Origin of the sequence: Cellulosimicrobium composti (genome assembly GCF_010287905.1) — a bacterium.
GTDB lineage: Bacteria > Actinomycetota > Actinomycetes > Actinomycetales > Cellulomonadaceae > Cellulosimicrobium > Cellulosimicrobium composti.
In genome coordinates this window covers 1-23731 of record NZ_JAAFAN010000043.1, presented here as the reverse complement: position 1 = coordinate 23731, position 23731 = coordinate 1, and the positions used below count along the sequence as shown (strand labels likewise).

Sequence of the window (23731 nt, the reverse complement as noted above, 5' to 3'; positions counted from 1 at the left end):
TGGGTGTGGGTATGTGCGCCTCGATCCTCGCCGATCGCGGCCGCCCGGAGCCAGCCCGCGGGATGGGGACTCGTCCCCATCCCGCCCGCCGTGCGCCCCGTCCCGACGGCGTGCGGCGCGGGGACGTTGGACCCGGGACGGCGGGGGCGGCCCCCGATAGGCTCGCGGCGCACCCCGCGGCGCACGAGCGGCGGCACGGGTGCCGACGATGCTCGACGAGGTGAGGAGCCCGCAGGTGAGGATCGGTGTCCCCCGCGAGATGAGGGACGGGGAGCGGCTCGTCGCCGCGACCCCGCGCACGGTCGAGCGCCTGCGGGCGCTCGGGTACGAGGTCGTCGTCGAGCACGACGCCGGTGCGGGGGCCACGTTCTCCGACGCCGCCTACGAGGCGGCGGGCGCGACGGTCGGCGACGCGGCCACCGCGTGGGGCGCCGACGTCGTGACCGCGGTGAACGCGCCCACCGACGCGCAGGTGGCGCTCCTGCGCCCGGGCGCCACCCTCGTCGCGATGCTCGGCCCCGCGAACGACCCCGGCCTCGTCCAGCGCCTCGCGGACCACGGCGTCACCGCTCTCGCGCTCGACGCCGTGCCCCGCATCTCGCGCGCCCAGGCGCTCGACGTGCTGAGCACGCTCTCGAACGTCGCCGGGTACCGCGCCGTCGTCGAGGCCGCGGCCGAGTACGGCGGCATGTTCGCCGGGCAGGTCACCGCCGCGGGGAAGACGCCGCCCGCAAAGGTGTTCGTCATCGGCGGCGGCGTCGCGGGCCTCGCCGCGGTCGGCGCCGCCGCGAGCCTCGGCGCGCAGGTGCGGGCGTTCGACGTGCGCACGGAGGCCGCCGAGCAGATCGAGTCCATGGGCGGCACGGCCGTGCGCGAGCCCGCCGCGCAGCAGGGCATGTCCGCCGACGGCTACGCCAGGCCGCTCACGCCCGAGCAGGAGGCGGCGGCCCTCGCCGTGTACGCGCGGGAGGCCGCCGAGGCCGACGTCGTCGTCACGACGGCGCTCGTGCGCGGCCGCGCGCCGCGCACGCTCACGGCCGAGGCCGTGGCGGGGATGCGTCCGGGGAGCGTCGTCGTGGACCTCGCGGCCTCGGGCGGCGGCAACTGCGCGCTCACCGTGCCGGGCGAGCGCGTCGTCACCGCGAACGGCGTCGTGATCCTCGGCTGGACCGACCTCGCGGGCCGCCTGCCCCAGCACACGTCGCAGCTCCTCGGGACGAACGTCGTGCACCTGCTCGAGCTCCTCACGCCCGCGCGGGACGGGGCGCTCGTGCTCGACCTCGACGACCCCGTGCAGCGCGGCATGACGGTCGCGCGCGGCGGCGAGGTCCTGTGGCCGCCGCCGCCCGTCGCGGTGAGCGCCGCACCGTCCCCGGTGTCCTCGCCACCACCCGACCCGGCGGTCGACGCGGCCGAGCGGGAGCGCGCCGCCGCCGCGGCGGCCGAGGCCGCGACCCTGCGCCGACGCCGGCGGACGGTGGGCGCCGCGCTCGCCGCGGTCCTCGTGACGCTCGCGCTGTCGTTCGCCCCGCCGTCGCTCGTCGGGCACGTCACGGTCTTCACGCTCGCGGTGATCGTCGGGTACTACGTCATCTCGAACGTCACCCACTCGCTGCACACGCCGCTCATGGCCCAGACGAACGCGATCTCCGGGATCATCCTCGTCGGGGCGCTGCTGCAGATCGGGTCCGACGACTGGGTCGTCACGACGCTCGCCGTCCTCGCCGCGACCGTCGCGAGCATCAACATCTTCGGCGGGTTCCTCGTCGCGAACCGCATGATCCGCATGTTCCGCAAGGACGCGCCGGCGCGTCGGGTGGCCCGATGACCGCGACGTCCGTCGCCCAGGCGGTCTACGTCCTCGCCGCCGTGCTGTTCGTGCTCAGCCTCGCGGGGCTGTCGAAGCAGGAGTCCGCGCGCCGCGGCAACGTCCTCGGCATGGTCGGCATGGTCCTCGCGCTCGCCGCGACGATCGTCCTCGCGCTCGGCACGAGCGCGCGCCCCGTGCTCGTCACCGCGCTGCTCGTCGCGGTCGTGCTGCTCGTCGGCGCGGCGGTCGGCACGTGGCGCGCGCGGCGCGTCGAGATGACGCAGATGCCCGAGCTCATCGCGATCCTGCACAGCTTCGTCGGCGCCGCGGCCGTGCTCGTGGGCTTCAACTCCTACCTCACCGCGCACGCGGCCGGGGGCGACGACGTCGCGCACCTCGTCGAGGTCGCGCTCGGCGTGCTCGTGGGCGCGGTGACGTTCACGGGCTCGGTCGTCGCGTTCCTCAAGCTGTCGGGGCGCACGCGCTCGGCACCGCTCCAGCTCCCGGGCCGCAACCTGCTCAACCTCGCGGCGCTCGTCGCGAGCCTCGGGCTCGTCGCGTGGTTCGTCGTCGCGCCGTCGGTCTGGCCGCTGCTGCTGCTCACGGTCGTGTCCCTCGCGCTGGGCTGGCACCTCGTCGCGTCGATCGGCGGGGGCGACATGCCCGTCGTCGTGTCGATGCTCAACTCGTACTCCGGCTGGGCCGCGGCGGCGGCGGGCTTCATGCTCGGCAACGACCTGCTCATCGTCACGGGCGCGCTCGTCGGCTCGTCCGGTGCGATCCTCAGCTACATCATGTGCCGGGCCATGAACCGCTCGTTCGTGTCCGTCATCCTCGGCGGGTTCGGCGCCGAGGAGGGCGCGGCGCCCGCGGGCGGCGGCGACGTCGGGGTGGGCGAGCACCGCGAGACGACCGCGGACGACGTGGCCGCGCTGCTGCGCGACGCACGCAGCGTCGTCATCACCCCCGGCTACGGCATGGCCGTCGCCAAGGCTCAGTACCCGGTCGCCGAGCTCGTCGAGCTGCTGCGCGACGGCGGCACCCAGGTCCGCTTCGGGGTGCACCCGGTCGCGGGCCGCCTCCCCGGCCACATGAACGTCCTGCTCGCCGAGGCGCGCGTCCCGTACGACATCGTGCTGGAGATGGACGAGATCAACGACGACCTGGCAAGCACCGACGTCGTGCTCGTCATCGGGGCGAACGACACCGTCAACCCCGCGGCCCTCGACGACCCCGGGTCGCCCATCGCGGGGATGCCCGTGCTGCGCGTCTGGGAGGCGGGGCAGGTCGTGGTGTTCAAGCGGTCGATGGCCGCGGGCTACGCCGGGGTGCAGAACCCGCTGTTCTTCCGCGAGAACACCGCGATGCTGTTCGGCGACGCGAAGCAGCGGGTCGAGGACATCGTCGCGGCGCTGCGCGTCGGCTGACGTCCGCCGGCTCAGCCGAGCACGCGCTCGCGCTCGCGCGGCCGCCCGAAGGTCAGCGACGGCATGATCTCGAGCGACCCGTGGGCCGCGACGTAGTCCTTGAGGTCGCCGCGGAACACGACGCGGCCCGGGAGGTCGAGGAGCGTCTGCGGACGCACCTGCCAGCGCTCGACCCCGAGGTCGCACACCCCCGCGCCGTGCAGCACGTGGTAGACGAACTCCGAGCAGAAGAAGCGGTCCTCGGCCTCGTGGCCCCGGCCGAACCGCGCCCCGACGAGGCCGCGCACGTTGTAGGAGAAGGCGTGCGAGTCGAGCAGGAACTCGGTGATGCGCACCCGGATCGCCTCGTGCTGCTCGGGCGTCACCGGGACGGCGAGCACGACCCCGGGCACGACGTCCATGCCGCGGTACAGGCCGTCGTCGAACCGCTCGCGCCGGAAGCACCCGACGAACGGGTTCCCCGCCCGGCGGCGGCCGAAGCTGAACATGAGGTCGAGGCCCGGGTCGAGCGCCAGGGAGGAGTGCGTGAACTCGTCGCGCGTCGCCAGTGCGATCGTCCGGGACAGGACCGTTCGGCTGCGGGACAGGACGACGTAGACGTTCACGCGAGTGACCATACGATGCCGGAGCCCGCAAGCGGAACGGCCGGAGCGAGGCATTTGTCCGACCGGGCCGACGCTACCGTCCCGAGAGCCCGCTCGGCGCGCTGCGCGGGGCGGCTCACGCCCGGTTCCGGCGCAGCACCGCCTCGGCGTGCCGCAGGACCGGGCTGTCGACCATGCGACCCTCGTGCGTGAACACCGCGCCCGGGTTCGACGCCGCGGCGTCGAGGAGCGCGCGGGCGGCCGCGACCTCGTCGGGCGTCGGGGCGTACGCGGCCCGGATGACGGGCACGTGGCTCGGGTGGATGCACGCGGTCGCGGCGAAGCCCGACGCCACGGCGTCCTCCGCCTCGGCGCGCAGCCCGTCGAGGTCGCCGACGTCGAGGTGCACCGCGTCGACCGCGGCCTTCCCCACCGCCCCGGCCGCGAGGAGCACCGCGGCGCGCGCGTGCCGCGCCGCGTCCCGGTACGAGCCGTCGGGGCGGCGGCTCGACGTCCCGCCGAGCGACGCGACGAGGTCCTCCGCGCCCCACATCAGCGCCACCACCTCGGGACGGCGCGCGAGCTCGGGGGCCGCGAGGACGCCCGCCGCCGTCTCGCACAGGGCGAGGACCCGCACCCCGGGCAGCGTCGCCGCGAGCGCGCCGAGCGAGGCCAGCAGCTCCGGGCCGGCCTTGGCCACCATGACCGTGCGCAGGCGCGTGTCCGCGAGCGCCGCGACGTCGAGCGCGTGCTCGGGCGTGCCGACGGGGTTGACGCGCACCACGGTGCGCTGCGGGTCGAGCGTCGCGGACGCCTCGACGACCGCGCGCCGGGCCGCGTCCTTCGCGTGCGGGGCGACGGCGTCCTCCAGGTCGAGGATCACCGCGTCCGCGCGGTCGGCGGCCTTCGCGAAGCGGTCGGGTCGGTCGGCGGGGCAGAACAGCAGCGCCGGCCCGAGGTCGAACCCGCCCCCGGGCGCGGGGGCGTCCGCGAGGTGCGCGACGCCGTCGGTCACCACGCGCTCTCCTCGTCGCCGCGCTCCAGCACGGGCTCGTGCTCCGCGCCGGGGTCCGGCGCCGCCCCGGCCGCCCCATCGCCGTCGGGCGCGGACCCGGTGCGGCCGCTCGCGGCCTCGTGCGCCGCGCGCGTCCAGAAGAGCGCGGTGCGGACGGCCCGCGCCACGAGCACGCCGTCCTGGTTGAGCCCGCGGTGCTCGAGCGTCACGACGCCCTGCCCCGGCCGCGACGCCGACAGCCGCTTCTCGACGACCTCCGTCTCGGCGTAGAGCGTGTCGCCGTGGAACAGGGGCCTCGGGAACTCGACCTCGCGGAACCCGAGGTTCGCGACGATCGTGCCCTGCGTGATCTGCCCGACGGACAGCCCGACGACCGTGGAGAGCGTCATCATCGAGTTCACGAGCCGCTGCCCGAACGGCTGCGTCGCCGCCCACGCGGCGTCGAGGTGCAGCGCCTGGTGGTTCATGGTGAGCGTCGAGAAGACGACGTCGTCCGCCTCTGTGAGCGTGCGGCCCGGCCGGTGCCGGTACACCACGCCCGGCTCGAGCTCGTCGTAGTACAGGCCCCGCTGGACCACCTCGCGCATCCTGCTCCTCCCTCGTCCCTACCCCGTCGCCCTGACCCCTCGTCCGCCGAGAACGACCCTGCTCGCCGTCGAGCACGGGGTTGCTGCCGGAAATCGCCGGATGACGACAGCAACCCCGTGTTCGGCGCCGGGCCGGTTCAGCTCTCCAGTCCCAGGCTCCTCGCGATGACCATGAGCTGCACCTCGGTCGTGCCCTCGCCGACCTCGAGCACCTTCGCGTCGCGGTAGTGCCGCGCGACGGGGTTCTCGTTGAGGAACCCGTAGCCGCCGAAGATCTGCGACGCGTCGCGCGCGTTCGCCATCGCGGCCTCGCCGCCCACGAGCTTCGCGACCGACGCCTCGGCCTTGAACGGCTTGCCGCGCACGAGCTTCTGCGCGGCGTCGAGCCACGCGAGCCGCGCGGTGTGGACGCGCGCCTGCATGCGGGCGAGCGTGAACGCGACGTGCTGGTTCTCCCCGATCGACCGACCGAACACGACGCGCTCGCGCGCGTACCGCAGCGCCTCCTCGAGACAGCCCTGGGCGGCGCCCGTCGCGAGGGCGGCGAACGCGATGCGGCCCTCGTCGAGCGCGCGGAGGAAGTTCGCGTAGCCGCGGCCGCGCTCGCCGAGCAGGTTCCCGGCGGGCACGCGCACGCCGGTCAGCGTGAGGGGGTGCGTGTCGGAGGTGTGCCAGCCGACCTTGTCGTACGACGGCCCGACCTCGAACCCGGGCGTCCCCGCGGGCACGATGATGCTCGACAGCTCCTTGCGCACCTCGCCGTCGGGGCCGCGCGTCTCGCCCGTGACCGCCGTGATGGTCACCAGGCTCGTGATGGGCGTGCCGGAGTTGGTGATGAACTGCTTGGACCCGTCGATGACCCACTCGTCGCCGTCGAGCCGCGCGGTGGTGCGCGTGCCGCCCGCGTCGGAGCCGGCGTCGGCCTCGGTGAGCCCGAAGGCCGCGAGCGCCCGGCCCGCGAGCAGGTCGGGGAGCCACGTCTCCTGCTGCTCGCGCGAGCCGTGCCGGTAGATCGGGACGATCCCCAGCCCGACGCCCGCCTCCAGCGTCACCGCGATCGACTGGTCGACGCGCGCGAGCGCCTCGACCGCGAGGCACAACGACACGTAGTCCTGGCCCTGCCCCCCGACGTCCCGCGGGAACGGCAGCCCGAACAGCCCGAGCTCGCCCATCTGCGCGATGATCTCCATCGGCAGCCGGCGCTCGGTGTCGTACCGGTAGGCGGCCGGCGCGACGACGCTGTCGGCGAAGTCGCGCACCACCTGGCTGAGCTTCCTCTGCTCGTCGTCGAGCAGGACGTCGGCCTCGATCATGATGCTCCCTGGGTGTCGGGTTGCGGGACCGGGGCGGCGGGTTGTGCCGCGCCGGAGTCGTGGGGGTGGACGACGGCGACCACCTGGTCCCGGCGCACGAGGTCGCCGGGGCGCACGCGCACGCTCGCGACGCCGTCGTGCGGGGCGAGCAGCGGGTGCTCCATCTTCATGGCCTCGACCGTGACGAGGACCGACCCCGCGGTGACGGGATCGCCGTCCGCGACGGCCGTGACGACGGTGCCGGGCATCGCCGCGCGCACCTCGGGGTCCGTCGCGCCGGGCGCGTCGCCACGGGCCCGACGGCGCTCGGCCCGGACCCGCGCGGCCTGTGCGCTCCGGTCGGGCGCGGCCAGGGCGACCGTGCGCCCGTCGTGCCACAGCCACACGGTCGCGGGCTCGTCGGCGGCGGTCGGCTCGTCGAGCGCGAGCCGCACGCGCTCGCGCACGCCGTCGACGGTGAGCCACCACGCGTCCGCCCCCGCAGGGTCCGCCGCGAGGCCCGCCCGCACCTCGCGCACCGGGTGCTCCGAGGCGGTGGGCTCCCACCCGTCGTCGTGCGGCGCGGGGACCTGCACGACGGCGTCGCGCGCCGTCCCGGTCACCCGCACCTCGTGCGCCGCCCCGGCCGCGTCGACGAGCACGACCCGCCGCGCCGCCGCCGGCCCGTTGAGCCGCCACCCGTCCCCGGCGCGCCACGGGTCGTCACCCGCCGCACTGCCGACCATGCGGTTACCGCCCGTCCCGCCGTCAGGACGAGCCACAACCCCATGCTCGGCGACGAAGAGTGCCGCGGCCACAAGCTCGACCCACCCCGCGGCGGGCGGAACCACCGCGCCGGACTCGGCCCCCGACGCCTCGGCACCGGCGACGAGCCGGTCGATGAGTCCCGTGTCGAGGCGACCGGCGCGGACGTCGGGGGCCGCGAGCAGGCCGCGCAGGAACGCCGCGTTCGTCTCGACGCCCAGCACGACGGTCCGCGCGAGCAGCGCGTCGAGCCGGTCGACGGCCTCCTCGCGCGTCTCGCCCCAGGCGACGGCCTTCGCGAGCAGGGGGTCGAACTGCCCGCCGACGACGGTCCCGGTCCCGATGCCGGAGTCGAGCCGCAGCGGCGAGGCGTCGGGCCCGGCGGGGACGCCGCCGTCGTCGTACCGCAGCACGCGACCGGTGGCGGGGAGGAACCCGCGCTCGGGCGCCTCGGCGTAGAGGCGGGCCTCGACGGCGTGGCCGCGGAGCACGACGTCGTCCTGCGCGATCCCGAGGGGCTCCCCGGCGGCGACGCGGAGCTGGAGCTCGACGAGGTCGAGGCCGGTGACCATCTCGGTGACGGGGTGCTCGACCTGGAGGCGCGTGTTCATCTCGATGAAGAAGAACTCGTCGGGGGCCGCGTCGGGGACGAGGAACTCGACGGTCCCCGCGCCGACGTACCCGACGGAGCGCGCGACCTCGCACGCGGCCGCACCCATCTCGGCGCGCCGCGCGGGCGTCAGCAGGGGCGACGGCGCCTCCTCGACGACCTTCTGGTGGCGGCGCTGGAGGGAGCACTCGCGCTCGCCGAGGTGCACGACGTTCCCGTGCGCGTCGGCGAGCACCTGGACCTCGACGTGCCGGGGCGCCTCGACGAGCCGTTCGAGCAGGAGGGTGTCGTCGCCGAACGACGACGCGGCGACGCGGCGGGCGGACGCGAGCGCGCCGGGCAGGTCGTCGGCCTCGCGGACGACGACCATGCCCTTGCCCCCGCCGCCGGCGGACGGCTTGACGAGGAGCGGGTACCCGACGTCGTCGGCGGCGGCGACGAGGTCGTCGTCGGACATCCCGGGCGCGCCCGCGCCGGGCACGACGGGGACGCCGCGCGCGGCGACGATGCCCTTGGCGGCGAGCTTGTCGGCCATCGCCTCCATCGCCGCCGGCCCGGGGCCGACGAACGCGATCCCGGCGCGCTCGCACGCGCGGGCGAGCGCGGGGTTCTCGGAGAGGAACCCGTAGCCGGGGTGGACGGCCTCGGCGCCGGTCGCGACGGCGGCGGCGACGACGGCGTCGACGTCGAGGTAGGCGCGGAGCTGGTCGCCCGCGCCGGTCCCGTTCGCGAGCCGGACGGCGACGTCGGCCTCGCGCACGTGGCGCGCGTCGGCGTCGGCGTCGGAGAAGACGGCGACGGCCCGCACGCCGAGGCGCCGGAGCGTGCCGACGACGCGGCACGCGATCTCGCCGCGGTTCGCGACGAGGACCGTGCGGAAGGTCCCGGCGGACGGGTCGTGGGGGGTCATGCGCCTCACATCCGGAAGAGCCCGAACCGGTCCCCGGTCCAGGTGTCGGCGAGGGGCGTGCGCGCGCACACGCCGAGGGCGAGGCCGAGCACGCGGCGCGTGTCGGCGGGGTCGATGACGCCGTCGTCCCACAGGCGGGCGGTCGCGTAGTAGGGGCTGCCGTGCTCGTCGTAGTCGGCGCGGATGCCCGCGGAGAACGCGGCCTCCTCGTCGGGGTCCCACGTCTGGCCGCGCGCGGCGAGCTGGTCGCGCTTGACGGTCGAGAGCACGGACGCGGCCTGCGGCCCGCCCATGACGGAGATCCGGCTCGCGGGCCAGGACCACAGGAAGCGTGGGGAGTACGCGCGCCCGCACATCGAGTAGTTGCCCGCGCCGAACGACCCGCCGACGATCACGGTGAGCTTGGGGACGCGCGTCGTCGCGACGGCGGTGACCATCTTCGCGCCGTCCTTCGCGATGCCGCCCGCCTCGGCGTCGGTGCCGACCATGAAACCGGAGATGTTCTGCAGGAACAGCAGCGGGATGCCGCGCTGGTCGCAGAGCTCGACGAAGTGCGCGCCCTTGAGCGCGGACGCGGAGAACAGCACGCCCTGGTTGGCGAGGATGCCGACCGGGTGCCCGTGGATGCGCGCGAACCCGGTGACGAGCGTGTCGCCGTACTCGCGCTTGTACTCGTCGAACCGGCTCCCGTCGACGAGCCGCGCGATGATCTCGCGCGGGTCGTACGGCGCCTGGACGTCCGTCGGGACGGCAGCGTACAGATCGTTTCCATGCCCCTGTACGACGGCGGGAGGCTCGCTCGGCACGACGTCCCACGCGGGCTCCGGGTCGGGCGGGAGCGTCGCGACGATGCGGCGCACGGTGTCGAGCGCGTCCTCGTCGTCGTCCGCGAGGTGGTCGACGACGCCGCTGCGGCGCGCGTGCAGCTCGCCGCCGCCCAGTTCCTCCGCGGTGACGACCTCCCCGATCGCGGCCTTCACGAGCGGCGGCCCGCCGAGGAAGATCGTGCCCTGGCCGCGCACGATGACGGTCTCGTCGCTCATCGCCGGCACGTACGCGCCGCCGGCCGTGCACGACCCGAGCACCGCGGAGATCTGCGCGACGCCCGCGGCCGAGAGCCGGGCCTGGTGGTAGAAGATCCGGCCGAAGTGGTCGCGGTCGGGGAACACCTCGGCCTGCCGGGGCAGGAACGCGCCGCCCGAGTCGACGAGGTACACGCACGGCAGCCGGTTCTCGAGCGCGATCTCCTGCGCGCGCAGGTGCTTCTTCACCGTGAGCGGGTGGTACGTGCCGCCCTTCACGGTCGCGTCGTTGCACACGACCATGACCTGCCGGCCGCTCACGAGGCCGATCCCGGCGACGACGCCCGCCGCCGGCCACGCGCCGTCGTCCACGCCGTACCCGGCGAGCGGCGCGATCTCGAGGAACGGGCTGCCCTCGTCGAGCAGCCGGTCGACACGGTCGCGCGGGAGCAGCTTGCCGCGCGCGACGTGCCGGTCGCGCGACGACGCCGGGCCGCCGAGCGCGACGGTCGCGGTGCGCTCGCGCAGCGCGTCCGCGAGCGCCCGCTGCGCGGCGTCGTTGGCGCACGCGGCGTCCGAGCGCGGGTCGACGGCGGTCGTCAGCACGGTCATCCGGTCACCTCGTTCCCCCGGCCCGTGCCGGGTGCGGCGCCGACGAGCGCGAGCGCCGGGTCCTCCAGCAGCGCGCCCAGGTCGGCGAGGAAGCGCGCCCCCTGCTCGCCGTCGACGACGCGGTGGTCGAACGACAGGCTCAGCGTGACGACGTCACGCAGCGCGACCTCGCCGTCGTGCTCCCACGGGCGACGGCGCACCGCGCCGAGGCCGAGGATCGCGGCCTCGCCCGGCACGAGGATGGGCGTGCCGGCGTCGACCCCGAAGACCCCGACGTTGGTGATCGAGATCGTCCCGCCCGTGAGTCGCTCGGGCGTCGTGCGGCCCTCGCGCGCGGTCGTCGTGAGGTCGGTCAGCGCCGCGGCGAGGCCGGGCAGGTCGAGGTCCTGGGCGTCCGGCACGTTCGGGACGACGAGGCCGCGGTCCGTCGCGACCGCGATGCCGAGGTTCACCCGGCGGTGCCGCACGATCTCGGCGGAGCCGTCGGGGAGGTCGCGCCACGCGCTGTTGAGCTCGGGGTGCCGCGGCAGCGCGAGGCACAGGGCGCGGGCCGCGAGCGCGAGGACGGTGATCCGCGCGCCGCGCGCGAGGCGGTGCGTGCGCAGGCGGTCGAGCAGCTCGACGCTGCGCGTCACGTCGACCGTGAGGAACACGGTCGCGTGCGGCGCGGTGAACGCGCTCGTCACCATCGCCGCCGCGGTGTGCTTGCGCACCCCGCGCACCGGCACGACCTCCGCGTCGGGCGCACCGAGCAGCCCCGCGTCGCCCGGGGCCGGGGTCTGCGCACCGCCGGGCGGGACCGCCGGAGCCCCGGACGGCACCGCCGGGGCGGGCGCGGCGAGCGCCGCCGCCGCGGGCGGGGCGGTCGTCGTGGCGGCCGGGGCCGCGCCGCGCGCCGGGCGCACGACGTCGCGGTGGCAGCTCACCGCGGCGAGGACGTCCTCGCGCGTGATGAGCCCCTCGCGACCGGTGCCCTCGACGCGGTCGATCCGCACGCCGAGCTTCTTCGCGAGGGCACGCACGGGCGGGGTCGACCGCGGACGCTCGCCCGTCGTGCGGGTGGGCGCGCCGGACGTCGCCCCCGCGCCCCCCGGACCGTGCGTGTCGTGGTCGAGCACGGCGGTCGAGGTCACGCGCCGTGGAACCTGGGTCTCACCGGCCGCCCGGCGCGGCCGACGCGCGGGTCGGCCCACCCGGTCCGGGCGGGCGCCGTACCCGACGAGGTTCGGCTCCGGTCCGTCGTCGGACGCGGGCTCCGCGGCCCGGGGTGCCGGCGGCGCCGGCGTCTCGTCCGGGACGGCCGGAGCGGCGCCCGACGCGGGGGCGGCACCGTTCGGGGTCGCGGCGCCGTCGTCGACCTCGAACGTCACGAGCGGCTCGCCGACGCTCACGGTCTGGCCCTCCTCGGCGTGCAGCGACGCGACGACGCCCGCGTACGGGGAGGGCAGGTCGACGAGCGCCTTGGCCGTCTCGACCTCGGCGATCACCTGGTTGAGCTCGACGCGGTCTCCCGCGTGCACGTGCCAGCTCACGATGTCGGACTCGGTGAGGCCCTCGCCGAGGTCGGGGAGGCGGAACTCGCGCAGCGCCGTCATCGGGCCACCGCCTCGACGGGACGCGCGTCCGCCGCACCGGACCGGGGCGCGGCCGGGGCCGTCGGCACGAACGGCTCGACCCGGCCCAGCACGCGGTCGACGCCGTCGAGGATGCGGTCGAGGTCCGGCAGGTAGTGGCCCTCGAGCTTCGCGGGCGGGTACGGCATGCCGTGCCCGGTGACGCGGACCGGCGCGGCCTCCAGGTACTCGAAGCAGCGGTCGGTCACGGTCGCGGCGATCTCCGCGCCGAGCCCGGCCTGCCGCGGCGCCTCGTGCGTCACGACGACGCGGCCCGTCTTCCGGACCGACGCCGCCACGGTGTCGTGGTCGATCGGCGAGAGCGAGCGCAGGTCGATCACCTCGACGGACACGCCGTCGTCGGACGCGGCGACCGCGGCGTCGAGCGCCGTCCCGACCAGGCCGCCCCACGTGACGAGCGTGACGTCGGTCCCCTCGCGCACGACGCGCGCCCGGTCCAGGGGCAGCGGGTCGACGGGGTCGAGGTCGACCTCGCCCTTGAGGTGGTAGCGCCGCTTGGGCTCGAAGAAGATCACCGGGTCGTCGCACGCGACGGCCTGGCGCAGCACGGTGTACGCGTCCTGCGGGTTCGCGACGGACACGACGCGCAGCCCGGCCGTGTGCGCGAACAGCGCCTCGGGCGACTCCGAGTGGTGCTCGGCCGCCCCGATGCCGCCGCCCACGGGGATGCGGATCGTGATCGGCAGGCGCACCTTCCCGCCGGTGCGTGCGTGCATCTTCGCGAGCTGGGACAGGATCTGGTCGAACGCGACGAACACGAAGCCGTCGAACTGGATCTCGCACACCGGGCGGTACCCGCGGTAGGCGAGCCCGACGGCCGTCCCGATGATCCCCGACTCCGCGAGCGGCGTGTCGAGCACCCGCCGCTCCCCGAACTCCGCCTGGAGGCCGTCGGTCACGCGGTAGACGCCGCCGAGCCGGCCGACGTCCTCGCCCATGACGACGACGCGGTCGTCGTCCGTCATCGCGCGGTACAGCCCGGCGCCGAGGGCCTTGGCGAGCGTGAGGGTCTGGCCGGTCATCGCGCCACCCCCGTCGTCGCGCCGGTGCCCGACGCCGCCCGGTCGCCCGGCGCACCCGGCCCGCCCGCGCCGTCGTCCCCCGGCCCGTCGTCGTCGCCGAACGACGCGAGGTAGTGCGCGTACTCGGCGCGCTCGCGCTCGAGCGCGTGGTGCGGCTCGGCGTACACGTGGTCGAAGAGCGACAGGGGCGGCGGGTCGGCGAGCGCGACGCACCCGGCGCGCAGCTCGGCGGCCGCGTCGTCGGCGACGCCCCGCACGCGCGCGGCCTCGGCGTCGTCGAGCACCCCGACGGACCGCAGGTACGCCTCGTACCGCGCGATCGGGTCGCGCCCGGTCCACTCCTCGACCTCGGCCGCGTCGCGGTAGCGCTGAGGGTCGTCGGCGGTGGTGTGCGGGCCCATGCGGTAGGTGACGGCCTCGATCAAGGTCGGGCCGCCGTCGCGCCGCGCCCGGTCGACGGCGGCGCGCGTCACGGCGAGGACCGCGAGCACGTCGTTGCCGTCCACGCGCACGCCCGGCATGCCGAAGCCCCGCGCGCGCTCGGCGAGGGGGACGCGCGACTGGAGCGCGACGGGCTCGGAGATCGCCCACTGGTTGTTCTGGCAGAAGAACACGACCGGGGAGCGGTACGTGGAGGAGAAGACGAACGCCTCGTTGACGTCGCCCTGGCTCATCGCGCCGTCGCCGAAGTACGCGACGCCGACGGGCAGGCCCGCGCCCGCGTCGACCCGTCCCGCGTCGACGTCGAGGTGCACGCCCATCGCCCACCCGGTCGCGTGCAGCGCCTGCGCGCCGATGATGACCTGCGGCGACGCCATGTTGATCGCGTACGGGTCCCACCCGGAGACCGCGACGCCGCGCCACACGCGCACGAGGTCGACGAGCGCCGCGCCGCGGACGCGCGCGACGGCGTGCTCGCGGTAGGAGGAGAAGACGAAGTCGTCGTCGCGCAGCGCGCGCGCCGAGCCGACCTGGGCCGCCTCCTGGCCGAGCAGCGGGGGCCACAGCGCGAGCTCGCCCTGCCGCTGGAGCGCCGTCGCCTCCGCGTCCACGCGGCGCGCGACGACCATGTCCTCGTAGAGGCGCACGAGGGTCGCGCGGGCCGCGGTGCGTGCCGCCTCGTCGGCGGCCGTGGGGTCGAGGTCCGCGAGCCAGCGGTCGAGCCCGGGCTCGGGGCGTCGGGCGCCCTGCTCGTCGAGCAGGCGCAGCGTCGGCGTCGCGGGGGCCTCCGGTTCCTGCCGCGGAGGGGCCTCCTTGCGCACGTCGCGCACCACGTTCTTCCGGTCTGCTCGTGCGTCGCGCGGGGTTGCCGCCCGGTGACCGTCGTACGCCTTCGGCGGGGTTGCCGCCGTCGGTCCGGTCCGCACCGCAGGTTCGCTGGGCATCGTCGCCACCTCACCTCGGGGAGCCGGTCCTCTCCGTCGAGGACCGAGGTAGGGCGAACGTAACCCGCGGCGCGCACATGGCTCCACCGACGTCCGACGCACCGTGCACTGTGATCGCGGTCACTCGGCTAGGGTGAGCAGCATGCACAGCGCCGACGCTGTCGACCTCGACCTCCTGCTCGCCCTCGCCGACGACCCGCGGGCCACGATCGTCGCGCTCGCCGACCGCCTGCGCCTCTCGCGCAACACGGTCGCCGCGCGGCTCGCGCGCCTGGAGGCCGAGGGCGCGTTCCTCGACCTGGACCGGCGCATCGACCCGCACGTGCTCGGGCACCCGCTCACCGCGTTCGTCGAGGTGCAGCTCCGGCAGAAGGAGCTCGCGCGCATCGTCGAGGACCTCGCGCGCATCCCCGAGGTCGTGCAGGCGTTCGGGCGCAGCGGGACGGCGGACCTGCGCGTCACCGTCGCGTGCCGCGACACGGACCACCTGTTCCGCATCGACGCCGCGATCCTCGCGATCGACGGCGTCGAGCGCACCGAGACGTCGCTCTCGATGGGCGAGCTCATCCCCTTCCGCCTGCGCCCCCTCATCGAGCAGCAGCGCCGCACCCGATAACGTCGACCGGGACAACCGTCGACGCCAGGGGAGAGGACCGTGGGGGATCTGTTCCGCACCGCCAGGAGAGGGACGTACGAGGAGTTCGTGGCCGTGCACGAGCCGGCCCGCGCGAACGTGGCGGACAGCACCGGCTCCACGCTGCTGCACGCGGCGCTGGCCAACAAGCCGCCCGAGCGGGCCCGGATCGCGGGGAGGTTGCTCGACGACGGGGCGGACGCCGCGGCGGTGACGCGCGCCGGCGCCACGACGGCGCACGTGCTGCTCGGCAGCGCGCGGCTCGACGCGGCGACGGACGCACCCCTCCTGCGCCGGCTGCTCGACGGCGGCTGCGACCCGAACCGCTCGCACGAGCGGTTCGGCACGCCGCTCATGACGCTGGCGCGCCAGCTGACGTTCACGGACGCCGAGCTCGCGCCGTTCTACGACGTGCTCCTCGACGCCCCGGGGCTCGACCCGCTCGCGCCCCCGCCGCCCGAGCGGTCGACGCTCGAGGCCGTGACGCTCCTCGGGGAGCAGCGCGCCGACCTCGCGCGCCGGCTGACCGACCTGCTCCACGAGCGGGCCGCGACCGAGGGAGCGGCCGCGGGCACCCCGGCGGTCGCGGACCGCGCGGCGGCGCTGGCCGTCGCCGCGGGGGTGCTCGCCGAGCTCGAGCGCGACCTGGGGCGTCCGCTCGCGCTCTGGGAGGGCGACCCCGACGTCGAGCCCGTCGCCGACCACGGCGACGTCTGGGTGGTCATGTGGAACTCGGTCGACTACCTGCGCAGCAAGGACTTCTCCGAGCAGGTGCTCATGGGGCCGGTGGTCGTCCCCAAGGACGGCCGCCCGTGGTTCGTGCCGCCCACCGCGTACCCCACCGAGGAGGCGCTCGACAGGTGGCGCCGGGGCGCCCTGTGACCAGGGGCCGCCCCGGCGCCCGCGCGACGAGCCGTCAGGCCGAGAACGCGGCGTACGGGACGGTCGTCGTGCTCGACGTCTCCGTGCCCTCGACGACCGCCGTCGCGACGACGGTCACCTCGCCCGCCGGGACGTCGGCCCTCCGCGCGGAGAACGACTGGTAGGCGTTCTGCCCGGGCGCCACGCCCGCGAACGACCTCTCGCCGTAGGGCGTCGTGACCGTGAGGTCGACCGGCTCGTCGCCCGCGTTGAGGACGCGCACCGCGACGGCCGCCGTGCCCGCGAACGCGCGCGTCGTCGCCGTCACCTCGACCGTCGGCGTCGCCCACGGCCCGAGGTCGCGCATCGGCTCCCCGCCGTGCGCGGGCACGACGCGGCGGTCCTCGCCGTCGACCCGCACGCGCACGGGCGCGGCGCTCGGCGCACGGTCGGCGACGACGTCGTAGGACACGACCTGCCCGTCGCGCCACTCGACGCTCACCTCGTACCCGCCGCGCGCCCGCAGCCCGGTGAACGACCCCTCGGCCGCCCACTCGGCGGGCAGCGCGGGCAGCAGGTGCAGCACGCCGTCGTGGCTCTGGAGCAGCATCTCCGCGACGGCACCGGTGATCCCGAAGTTGCCGTCCATCTGGAACGGCGGGTGGTTGGCGAAGAGGTTGGGCAGCGTGTTGAACCGCAGCAGGCCGCGCAGCATGAAGCGCGCGCGCTCCGCGTCGCCGAGGCGCGCGAACAGGGCCGCGCGCCACGGCCACGTCCACGACCGCCGCGAGTCGCCCGAGACGGTGGCCTCGCTGAAGGGCACGCCCTCGCGCTCGCCGCAGCGCGCCTTGAGCGAGACGAGCGCGGCGGCGCGCAGCTCGGGCGTCGACGCCGTGATCTGCCGCCCGGGGTAGACGGCGAACAGGTGGGACGTGTGCCGGTGCAGGTCGTTCGGGTCGTCCCGGTCGGTCTGCCACTCCTGGAGCTGGCCCCACCGCCCGACCTTGTTCGGCGCGAGCCGCGCCTGCATGTCCGCGACGCGCGCACGGTACTCCGGGTCCGCACCGAGCGCGGCCGCGCAGTCGAGGTAGTTCTGGAACAGGTCCCACACGATCTGCTGGTCGTGCATGACGCCGTCCTCGCGGGGCCCGTGCTCGGGCGACCAGCCGTCCGGCGAGACGAGGGTGCCGTCGGGGAGCTCCTTGAGCCGGTCCTCCCAGAACTCGCAGATCTCCTTGATCATCGGGTAGGCCGTCGCCTCGAGGAACTCGCGGTCCTGGGTGAACGCCCAGTGCTCGTAGAGGTGCTGCGCGTACCAGGCGCTCGCGACGGTGTTCCACTCCCACGCGTTGCCGCCGAAGATGCTCTGCGACGTGCGCGCGGTCCAGCCGCGCACGTCCTGCCCGAACGCGTTGCGCGTCGCCACGCGGCTCGGCACCGCGACCTGCTCGACGAACGCCGCGAGCGCCTCGTGGGACTCGGGGAGGTTCGTCGTCTCGGCGCCCCAGTAGTTCATCTGGACGTTGATGTTGGTGTGGTAGTCCGACGCCCACGGCGGCTGGTTCGAGTCGTTCCACAGCCCCTGGAGGTTCGCGGGGAGGCCGCCCGGGCGCGAGGAGCTGAGGAGCAGGTAGCGCCCGTAGTCGAAGAGCGACTGCTCGAGCGCCGGGTCGGAGCCGCCCGCGGCGTAGCGCGCGAGGCGGCGCGCGGTGGGCAGGGCGAGGACGTCGGCGGGCGACGTCCCCCACCGCACAGTGGCGCGCGACATGAGCGCGCCGACCTGCGCGACGTGCTCGGTGCGCAGGTCCTCGAACGACCGCGCCGCCGCCGCGTCGAGGGACGCCGCGAGCCGCGGCACCGGGTCCTCGCCGCGCCAGCCGTGCGCGGCGCTCATCCGGTAGTCCGTGCGGGCGTCGAGCACGAGCACGAGCGTCGACGCGCCCGCGACGCGCAGGCCGGCGCCCGCCGCGGTGACCTCGCCGTCGGTGTGCGCGACGCGCACCTCGGCCGCGTGGCGCAGCTCGTTCGCCATCTCGCCCGCGAACGCGAGGCTCCGCGCCGCGGCGTCCGCGGTCGTCGGGGCGCCCTCCTGCGCCGACGTGAGCGTGAGGTCCACGGTGAGCCCGTCCGCGGCGTCGGTCGTGTACCGCAGCACCACGACGTCGGCCGCGCGGCTCGCGAACGTCTCGCGCAGCACCGTGCCGGCGGTGGTCGTGAACGACGTGCTGTGCACGCCGACGGCCGTGTCGAGCGCGCGGCGGTACCCCACGACGGCGCGGCGCGTGCGCGAGTCGAATCCGGTGCCGGTGAGCGCGACGCCCGCGACCTCGAACGCGCCGGGCGACGTGATCGTCAGCCGGTACAGCGCGTACGCGACGGTGTTCGCGACGGTGAACGCGCGCTCGCCGCCGCGCGGCCCGGACGCGACGTCGGTGCGCGCGTCGAGCGTCGTCCACGTGGCGCCGTCGTTCGAGGCCTCGAACCGCCACGAGCGCGGGTCGAGGTCGGCCCCGGCGGACGTCGTCGTGAGGGCGTACCCCGTGAGGGCGCGCGCCGCGGGGAGCTCGACCTGCCAGCTCGCGGCCGCCCCGGCGTCGGCGACGCGCCACGCCGTGGCCGGGTCGCCGTCGACGCTGCGGACCAGCCCGCCGTCCGCCTCGCCCGCGTGCCCGCTCGGGGACGACACGTAGACGGCGTCGCCCTGCGCGAGGTCGACGTCGCCGAGGGAGACCTCCGCGACCTGGAAGTGGCTGACGCCCGGCTTCGGCGCGAAGTCGACCCGGTAGAACCGGTACGCGCCGGGGTTCGCGATCGTGAACGTCGTGCGCTGCTGCCGCTGCTCGAACGGTCCCCGCGAGCGGGTGTCGAGCGTGGTCCACGTCGTCCCGTCGAGCGAGCCGAGCACGGTCCAGTCCTGCGGGTCGCGCTCGGGCACGTCGTTCGCGCTCGTCAGGCTGTACGTCGAGACGACGCGCGGCGCGGGGAGCTCGGCCTGCCACAGCACGTGCGGCGGCGGCTCGATGATGCACCACTTCGTGGCGCTGCTGCCGTCGTAGGTCTGCGCGACCGTCTCGTTCGACGCCGAGTCCTGGTACGGGCCGCCGGGCGCGGTGACGACGGGCCGCCCGCCGAACGTGACGCGCAGCCGGCCGAAGTCGCGGTAGGAGCCGAAGCCGCGCACGCCCAGGTCGTACGCGCCGTCGGGCTGGCCGGCGAGCGCGTTGTCGTAGTCGTTGAGCCCGCCCCACAGGCTGTTCTCGTTGAGCTGGACGAGGTCCTCGTCCGGGTGGCCGAAGAGCATCGCGCCGAGGCGGCCGTTGCCGACGGGCAGGGCCTGCGACGACCAGTCCGTCGCCGGGGTCGAGTACCACAGCGCGCGGGGCGAGAGCTCGGGGAGCGGGACGGGCGCGCGGCGCGCGGCGGGTGCGGTGGCAGTGGCCGCGGCGGCCGGGGCGGGGGCGAGCAGGTCGGCGAGGAACGGGACGGCGGCGGCGAGGCCGCCGAGCTGGAGCGCGCGGCGGCGCGGGACCTCGCGGTCGAGCAGGCGGTCGACAGGCATGGAACCTCCAGAGCATCAATGATCTAGTGTTTCGCGCGCACTGCCGGATGCCGCGTCGTTGATGAGCATCATGACGCATGATAGATCAGATGTATATCCGCCTCGTCGGGGGCGGCGTGCTCAGCGGAGGTCGCGCAGGTACGACGCCGCGCCCCCGGAGGCCGCGATCCGGCGCTCGGAGTACGTCGCGATGATGAGCAGCAGGCCACCCGCCGCGGCGAGCGTGAGCATCCACGGCCCCGCGGAGATGCGTGTGCCGAGCTGGGACACGAACACCACGAGGATCTCGACCGGCAGCACCGCGACGCCGAGCAGGAACGGCGCGGCGAGGTGGGCACGCGTGCCGACGAGCACCGCGGCGAGCGCGAGCACGACGACGAGGACCGCGCGCCACGTGCGCGCGTCGGTGTACGTCGCGAGGACCGACGGCCCGACGACCGCGAGCAGCCCGGGCGCGAGCGTGCGCCACGACCCGGCGAACCCGACGGGCCACGCCGCGAGCGACGGCGGCGCGCTCCGGACCGCGCCGTCCGGCCCGGCACCCGCACCCGCACCCGCACCCGCACCCGCACCCGACGCACCGTCGCCCGCCGGCGCGCCGCCCCCTCCCGCGCCACGTGCCGTCGTGCCCGCCGCGAGCGCGAGGTAGCCCGCGACGAGGAGACCGGCGCCGAGCGGGAGCGAGAAGACCTCGACGCGCAGCTCGCGCGGTGACCACGCGCCGATCGCCGCGGCGAGCGCGAGGAGCCACGTGCACCACGCGGGCGGGAGGTCGTGCACGCCGCGGACGGCGCGCCGCACCCCGACCACGAGGAGCACGAGCAGCGCGACCTCGACGGCCCACACGGTTGCGATGGCGCCCCAGACCGGGCGCACGTTCGCGACGGCCCCGGCCACCACGAGCACGGCAGCGGGCGCCACGGCCCAGCGGCGGACGGTACCGGCCGCGCGAGCGGGTGCGACCCGGGCCGCGACGAGGCCCGCGCCGAGCGCGACGCCGCCCGCGGCGAGCGCCCACGCCAGCCCGACGGCGAAGACCGCTCCCCCGCCCACGACGTGCGCGACGTGCAGCGACTCGACCGTCCCGGCGGTCGCGGCGAGGACGCCCGCCACGGCGAGGCGCAGCGCGGCGGCGGCCCGCCACCCGCCCCCGGCGGGCGTGCCGCGCCCGAGCAGCGCGGCGCCCACGACGGCCCCCGCGCCGGCCACGACGAGGACCGACGCGCGCACGTCCCCGGCGCGCGCGGCCGCCCCCAGGACGAGCACGGACGGCACGACGAGCAGCACGAGGCCCGCCGCGACGAGCTCCCACCAGCGGCGCGCCCGGCGCGCGAGCAGAGCCCCCGTGACGACGGCGGCGAGCGCCGGCGGCGCGGTGTACGCCTCGACGAGGCCGACCTCGGTGGCCGCGAGCGCCGTCCACAGCGCGGCGGTCGCGAGGCCCGCGGTGAGCCACCACTCCCCGCGCCGGTCGGGCTCGCGCGCGGCGAGGCCCGTGCCCGCGGCGAGCACGAGCAGCACCGCGACCGCGACGGCGGGGCCCGCGGCCGGGCGGCCGAACGCGAGCCCGACGGCGATCGCCCCGGTCACCCCGGCGCTCGCCTCGACGGGCACGCGGCCCGCCGCCAGGTCGAGCCGTGCGGTCACGGGGCGCGCCACGGCGAGCGCGGCGGCCACGAGGACGGCGACCACGGGCAGCACGACGGGCGACCCGCTGCCGGGGAGCACGACGGCGCCGGCGCTCACGACGGCGACCGACGCCGTCGGCAGGACGAGCGCCGCGGCGAGCCCCCGCAGCGCGGTGGTGCTCCCGGGGCGCCGGGACGCGACGAGCACGGCCTCGAGCGCGAGCATCGCGGCGCACGCGCCGACGGACCACGCGCTGCGCTCGTCGACGACCGTGAGGACACCCAGGCCGAACGGGACGGCCGTCACGCCGAGCACCGCCCGCCACGTGTCGCGCTCGACGCGCGGCACGAGCGTCACCGCGAGCGCGACGAGGGACGCGACCCCGGACACCGTGCACAGGACCGCGACGATCGGGAGCCCGGCCCAGGCGAGGGTCGTGCCGAGCACGAGCAGCACGTAGGCGTACGCGGTCCCGACCAGCGCGGCGTGCAGGCCGCGCGGCGCGGCGGCTCGGGCGGCCAGGAGGAGAACCCCCACCACGAGCGCGCCCACGGTGGCGGTCGGCCGCGCGACCCACGACCCCGCGACGAGGAGCACGACGGCCGCTCCCGCGCCCGCGACCGCCGCGGTGCGCCACGCGCGACGCTCCGCCCGGCCGACCGGCAGGACGTGGTGCCGGACGGCGGCGCGCGCGCCGGGCACGCGCCGCGTGAGGGGCCGCAGCGCGCGCCCGGCCCCGCGCCGGACCGCGCGCACGGTGGCGCCGGGGTCGTGGGCGGACGCCGCGACGGGTCGCGCGGTCGCGACGACGAGCGCGCCGGCGAGGACCGCGAGGAGGGCGAGCGACGTGACGCCCGCGAGGCGTGGGTCCAGGACGAGCGCGAGCACGAGGACGAGGACCAGCCACGGGGCGAGCACGCGACCGGTGCGCACGACCGGGGCCGCGCCGAGGCGGACCGCCCCGGCGGCGAGCGGGACCGTCCCCGCGGCGAGCGGGACGGGGCGCGGCGTGCGCAGCGCGAGGCGAGCCCCGACCGCGAGGACGACGATCCCGGCGAGCAGCCCGACGAGCGTGCCGTCGAGCAGCGCGGCACCGGACGCCCCCGGCGTCATGCCCTCGCCGGTCGCCGCGACGACGCCGACGCCGAGCGGCGCGTCGGTGAGCACGACGGGGGTGCCCGCGGTCGCGGTGACGAGCACCTCGACCGCGCGCAGGCCGGCGACCGCGACGGCGGGGGTCGCGGCGGCGAGCGCGACGACGGCACCGCTGAGCAGCGCGTCCGACCGCCCGACCACGGACGCACCGGACGCGCGCGCCCCGCGGGGCGCCGTGACCGCGAGGAGCGCGAGCCACGCCGCGGCGGCGAGCGCGGGCACGAGACCGATCCAGGCGACCTCGCCGCCGGTGCCGAGCAGCGCGCCCGCGAGGACCGCCGCCGCACCGCCGATCGCGTACCAGCGCCGCTCGCGCGTCGCGTGGCGCAGCAGGGTCGCGACGAGCGCGCCCCCGAGCGCGACGAGGGCGGCGCCCGACCCCGCCGGGAGCCCCGGCGGGCCGGGCACGGCGAGCCCGACGAGCACGGCGAGGGGGACGGCCGTCGTCCGTACGACGCCGAGCACGGCCCGCTCGGCGGTGAGCGCGCTGCCGACGCGCGCCCCCGCCTTCTCGGCGACGGGCCGGGCCGGCGTGGTGAGGCAGGCCGTCGCGAGCAGCGCGACCGCCCACCCCCACACGGCCTGCGCGGCGGGCGCGGCGAGCAGGGGGACGAGCGGTCCGAGCACGACGGCGCTCGTCAGCCACGCCCGCACGCGCGCCCGGGCGCCCACGACCCCGAGCACGGCGACGACGACGGCGACCAGGGCGGCGCGCGCGAGGGCCGCACCCGCGGCGTCGAGCGGCCACGCCTGCAGCACGAGCTCGACGTCGACGACCGCGAGCACGACCGCGAGCGCCGCGACCGCCTCGGCCGACGAGCGCAGGCCGCGCGACCGCAGGAGCACCGCGGCGCCGACGGTGAGCGCCGTGACGACCCCGGTGACGAGGGCGCGCAGGCCGAGGTCGTCGGCGAACGTGAAGAACACGAACACGACCGCCGCGACCGCGAGCAGCCCCGCGCCCGCCCCGGCGAGGACCGGCTGGAGCCCGACCGACCGGGTCTCGGCCGCGCGACCCGGCGCTCCGGCGGTGCGCGGCACGGACGCGACGGCGCCCGGGGCCCGCGCGGGCACGACGGCCGGGGCCGGACCGCCCGGTGCGGGTCGTGCGGCCGTCGGACCGGGGGCCGGCGCGGATCGGGGACCGCCGGGCCCCGGCGCCACCGGCCGGGGTCCCGGCCCAGGTCGCCGCCCGGGTGTGACGGGCGGAGCTCCCGG

At 76.5% G+C, this 23731-nt stretch carries 15 protein-coding genes; 4 read left to right on the top strand and 11 right to left on the bottom strand.

Annotated features, from left to right (window positions below; translation table 11 throughout):
• The first annotated feature begins 235 nt into the window (after nucleotides 1-235).
• Complete coding sequence (locus GYH36_RS12955; RefSeq protein WP_162290043.1) at nucleotides 236-1828, top strand: Re/Si-specific NAD(P)(+) transhydrogenase subunit alpha; 1593 nt, start codon at nucleotides 236-238, stop codon at nucleotides 1826-1828.
• Nucleotides 1825-3237 (top strand): Re/Si-specific NAD(P)(+) transhydrogenase subunit beta, encoded by a 1413-nt coding sequence (gene pntB / locus GYH36_RS12950; RefSeq protein WP_162290042.1) that lies wholly within the window; start codon nucleotides 1825-1827, stop codon nucleotides 3235-3237. The genes GYH36_RS12955 and pntB overlap by 4 nt, the downstream gene beginning before the upstream one ends.
• An 11-nt stretch (nucleotides 3238-3248) precedes the next feature.
• Here pntB and GYH36_RS12945 read toward each other — a convergent pair whose 3' ends face one another.
• The 9 genes from GYH36_RS12945 to pdhA all read right to left on the bottom strand — a co-directional run bounded on the left by GYH36_RS12945 (nucleotide 3249) and on the right by pdhA (nucleotide 14675).
• Nucleotides 3249-3842, bottom strand: a complete 594-nt coding sequence (locus GYH36_RS12945) for a hypothetical protein (protein WP_115941687.1) — start codon at nucleotides 3840-3842, stop codon at nucleotides 3249-3251.
• Nucleotides 3843-3957: 115 nt separating this feature from the next.
• Complete coding sequence (locus GYH36_RS12940) at nucleotides 3958-4839, bottom strand: HpcH/HpaI aldolase/citrate lyase family protein (protein ID WP_376739827.1); 882 nt, start codon at nucleotides 4837-4839, stop codon at nucleotides 3958-3960.
• Entirely contained in the window at nucleotides 4833-5423 is a 591-nt protein-coding gene (locus GYH36_RS12935) for a MaoC family dehydratase (RefSeq protein ID WP_162290041.1), read from the bottom strand. Before GYH36_RS12935 ends, GYH36_RS12940 begins: the two co-directional genes overlap by 7 nt.
• Nucleotides 5424-5560: 137 nt before the next feature.
• Entirely contained in the window at nucleotides 5561-6736 is a 1176-nt protein-coding gene (locus GYH36_RS12930) for an acyl-CoA dehydrogenase family protein (protein WP_024839919.1), read from the bottom strand.
• Complete coding sequence (locus GYH36_RS12925; RefSeq protein ID WP_162290040.1) at nucleotides 6733-9000, bottom strand: ATP-binding protein; 2268 nt, start codon at nucleotides 8998-9000, stop codon at nucleotides 6733-6735. The genes GYH36_RS12930 and GYH36_RS12925 overlap by 4 nt, the downstream gene beginning before the upstream one ends.
• Nucleotides 9001-9005: 5 nt before the next feature.
• Nucleotides 9006-10634 (bottom strand): carboxyl transferase domain-containing protein, encoded by a 1629-nt coding sequence (locus GYH36_RS12920; protein ID WP_162290039.1) that lies wholly within the window; start codon nucleotides 10632-10634, stop codon nucleotides 9006-9008.
• Nucleotides 10631-12229 carry a dihydrolipoamide acetyltransferase family protein gene (locus tag GYH36_RS12915; RefSeq protein WP_162290038.1) on the bottom strand — a complete coding sequence of 533 codons (1599 nt, stop codon included), beginning with the start codon at nucleotides 12227-12229 and terminating at the stop codon, nucleotides 10631-10633. The genes GYH36_RS12920 and GYH36_RS12915 overlap by 4 nt, the downstream gene beginning before the upstream one ends.
• The gene (locus GYH36_RS12910; protein WP_155099100.1) at nucleotides 12226-13290 is read right to left on the bottom strand and encodes an alpha-ketoacid dehydrogenase subunit beta; all 1065 of its coding nucleotides are present in this window, start codon (nucleotides 13288-13290) and stop codon (nucleotides 12226-12228) included. Before GYH36_RS12910 ends, GYH36_RS12915 begins: the two co-directional genes overlap by 4 nt.
• On the bottom strand, nucleotides 13287-14675 hold the full coding sequence (pdhA, locus tag GYH36_RS12905) for a pyruvate dehydrogenase (acetyl-transferring) E1 component subunit alpha (protein ID WP_162290037.1): 1389 nt from the start codon (nucleotides 14673-14675) through the stop codon (nucleotides 13287-13289). The genes GYH36_RS12910 and pdhA overlap by 4 nt, the downstream gene beginning before the upstream one ends.
• Before the next feature lie 142 nt (nucleotides 14676-14817).
• Between pdhA and GYH36_RS12900 the strand changes: the two genes are divergently transcribed.
• Nucleotides 14818-15291 carry an Lrp/AsnC family transcriptional regulator gene (locus tag GYH36_RS12900; protein WP_162290036.1) on the top strand — a complete coding sequence of 158 codons (474 nt, stop codon included), beginning with the start codon at nucleotides 14818-14820 and terminating at the stop codon, nucleotides 15289-15291.
• 39 nt (nucleotides 15292-15330) lie between these two features.
• Nucleotides 15331-16191, top strand: coding sequence for a YrhB domain-containing protein (locus GYH36_RS12895; RefSeq protein WP_162290035.1), 861 nt, complete (start codon nucleotides 15331-15333; stop codon nucleotides 16189-16191).
• A 34-nt stretch (nucleotides 16192-16225) separates the two neighbouring features.
• On the opposite strand, the gene GYH36_RS12890 is transcribed toward GYH36_RS12895, so the two are convergent.
• Together GYH36_RS12890 and GYH36_RS12885 are read right to left on the bottom strand one after the other, a co-directional pair.
• On the bottom strand, nucleotides 16226-19729 hold the full coding sequence (locus tag GYH36_RS12890; RefSeq protein ID WP_203231836.1) for a glycosyl hydrolase family 95 catalytic domain-containing protein: 3504 nt from the start codon (nucleotides 19727-19729) through the stop codon (nucleotides 16226-16228).
• A 120-nt stretch (nucleotides 19730-19849) separates the two neighbouring features.
• Nucleotides 19850-23587 (bottom strand): SCO7613 C-terminal domain-containing membrane protein, encoded by a 3738-nt coding sequence (locus GYH36_RS12885; protein ID WP_162290034.1) that lies wholly within the window; start codon nucleotides 23585-23587, stop codon nucleotides 19850-19852.
• Between the last annotated feature and the right edge of the window lie 144 nt (nucleotides 23588-23731).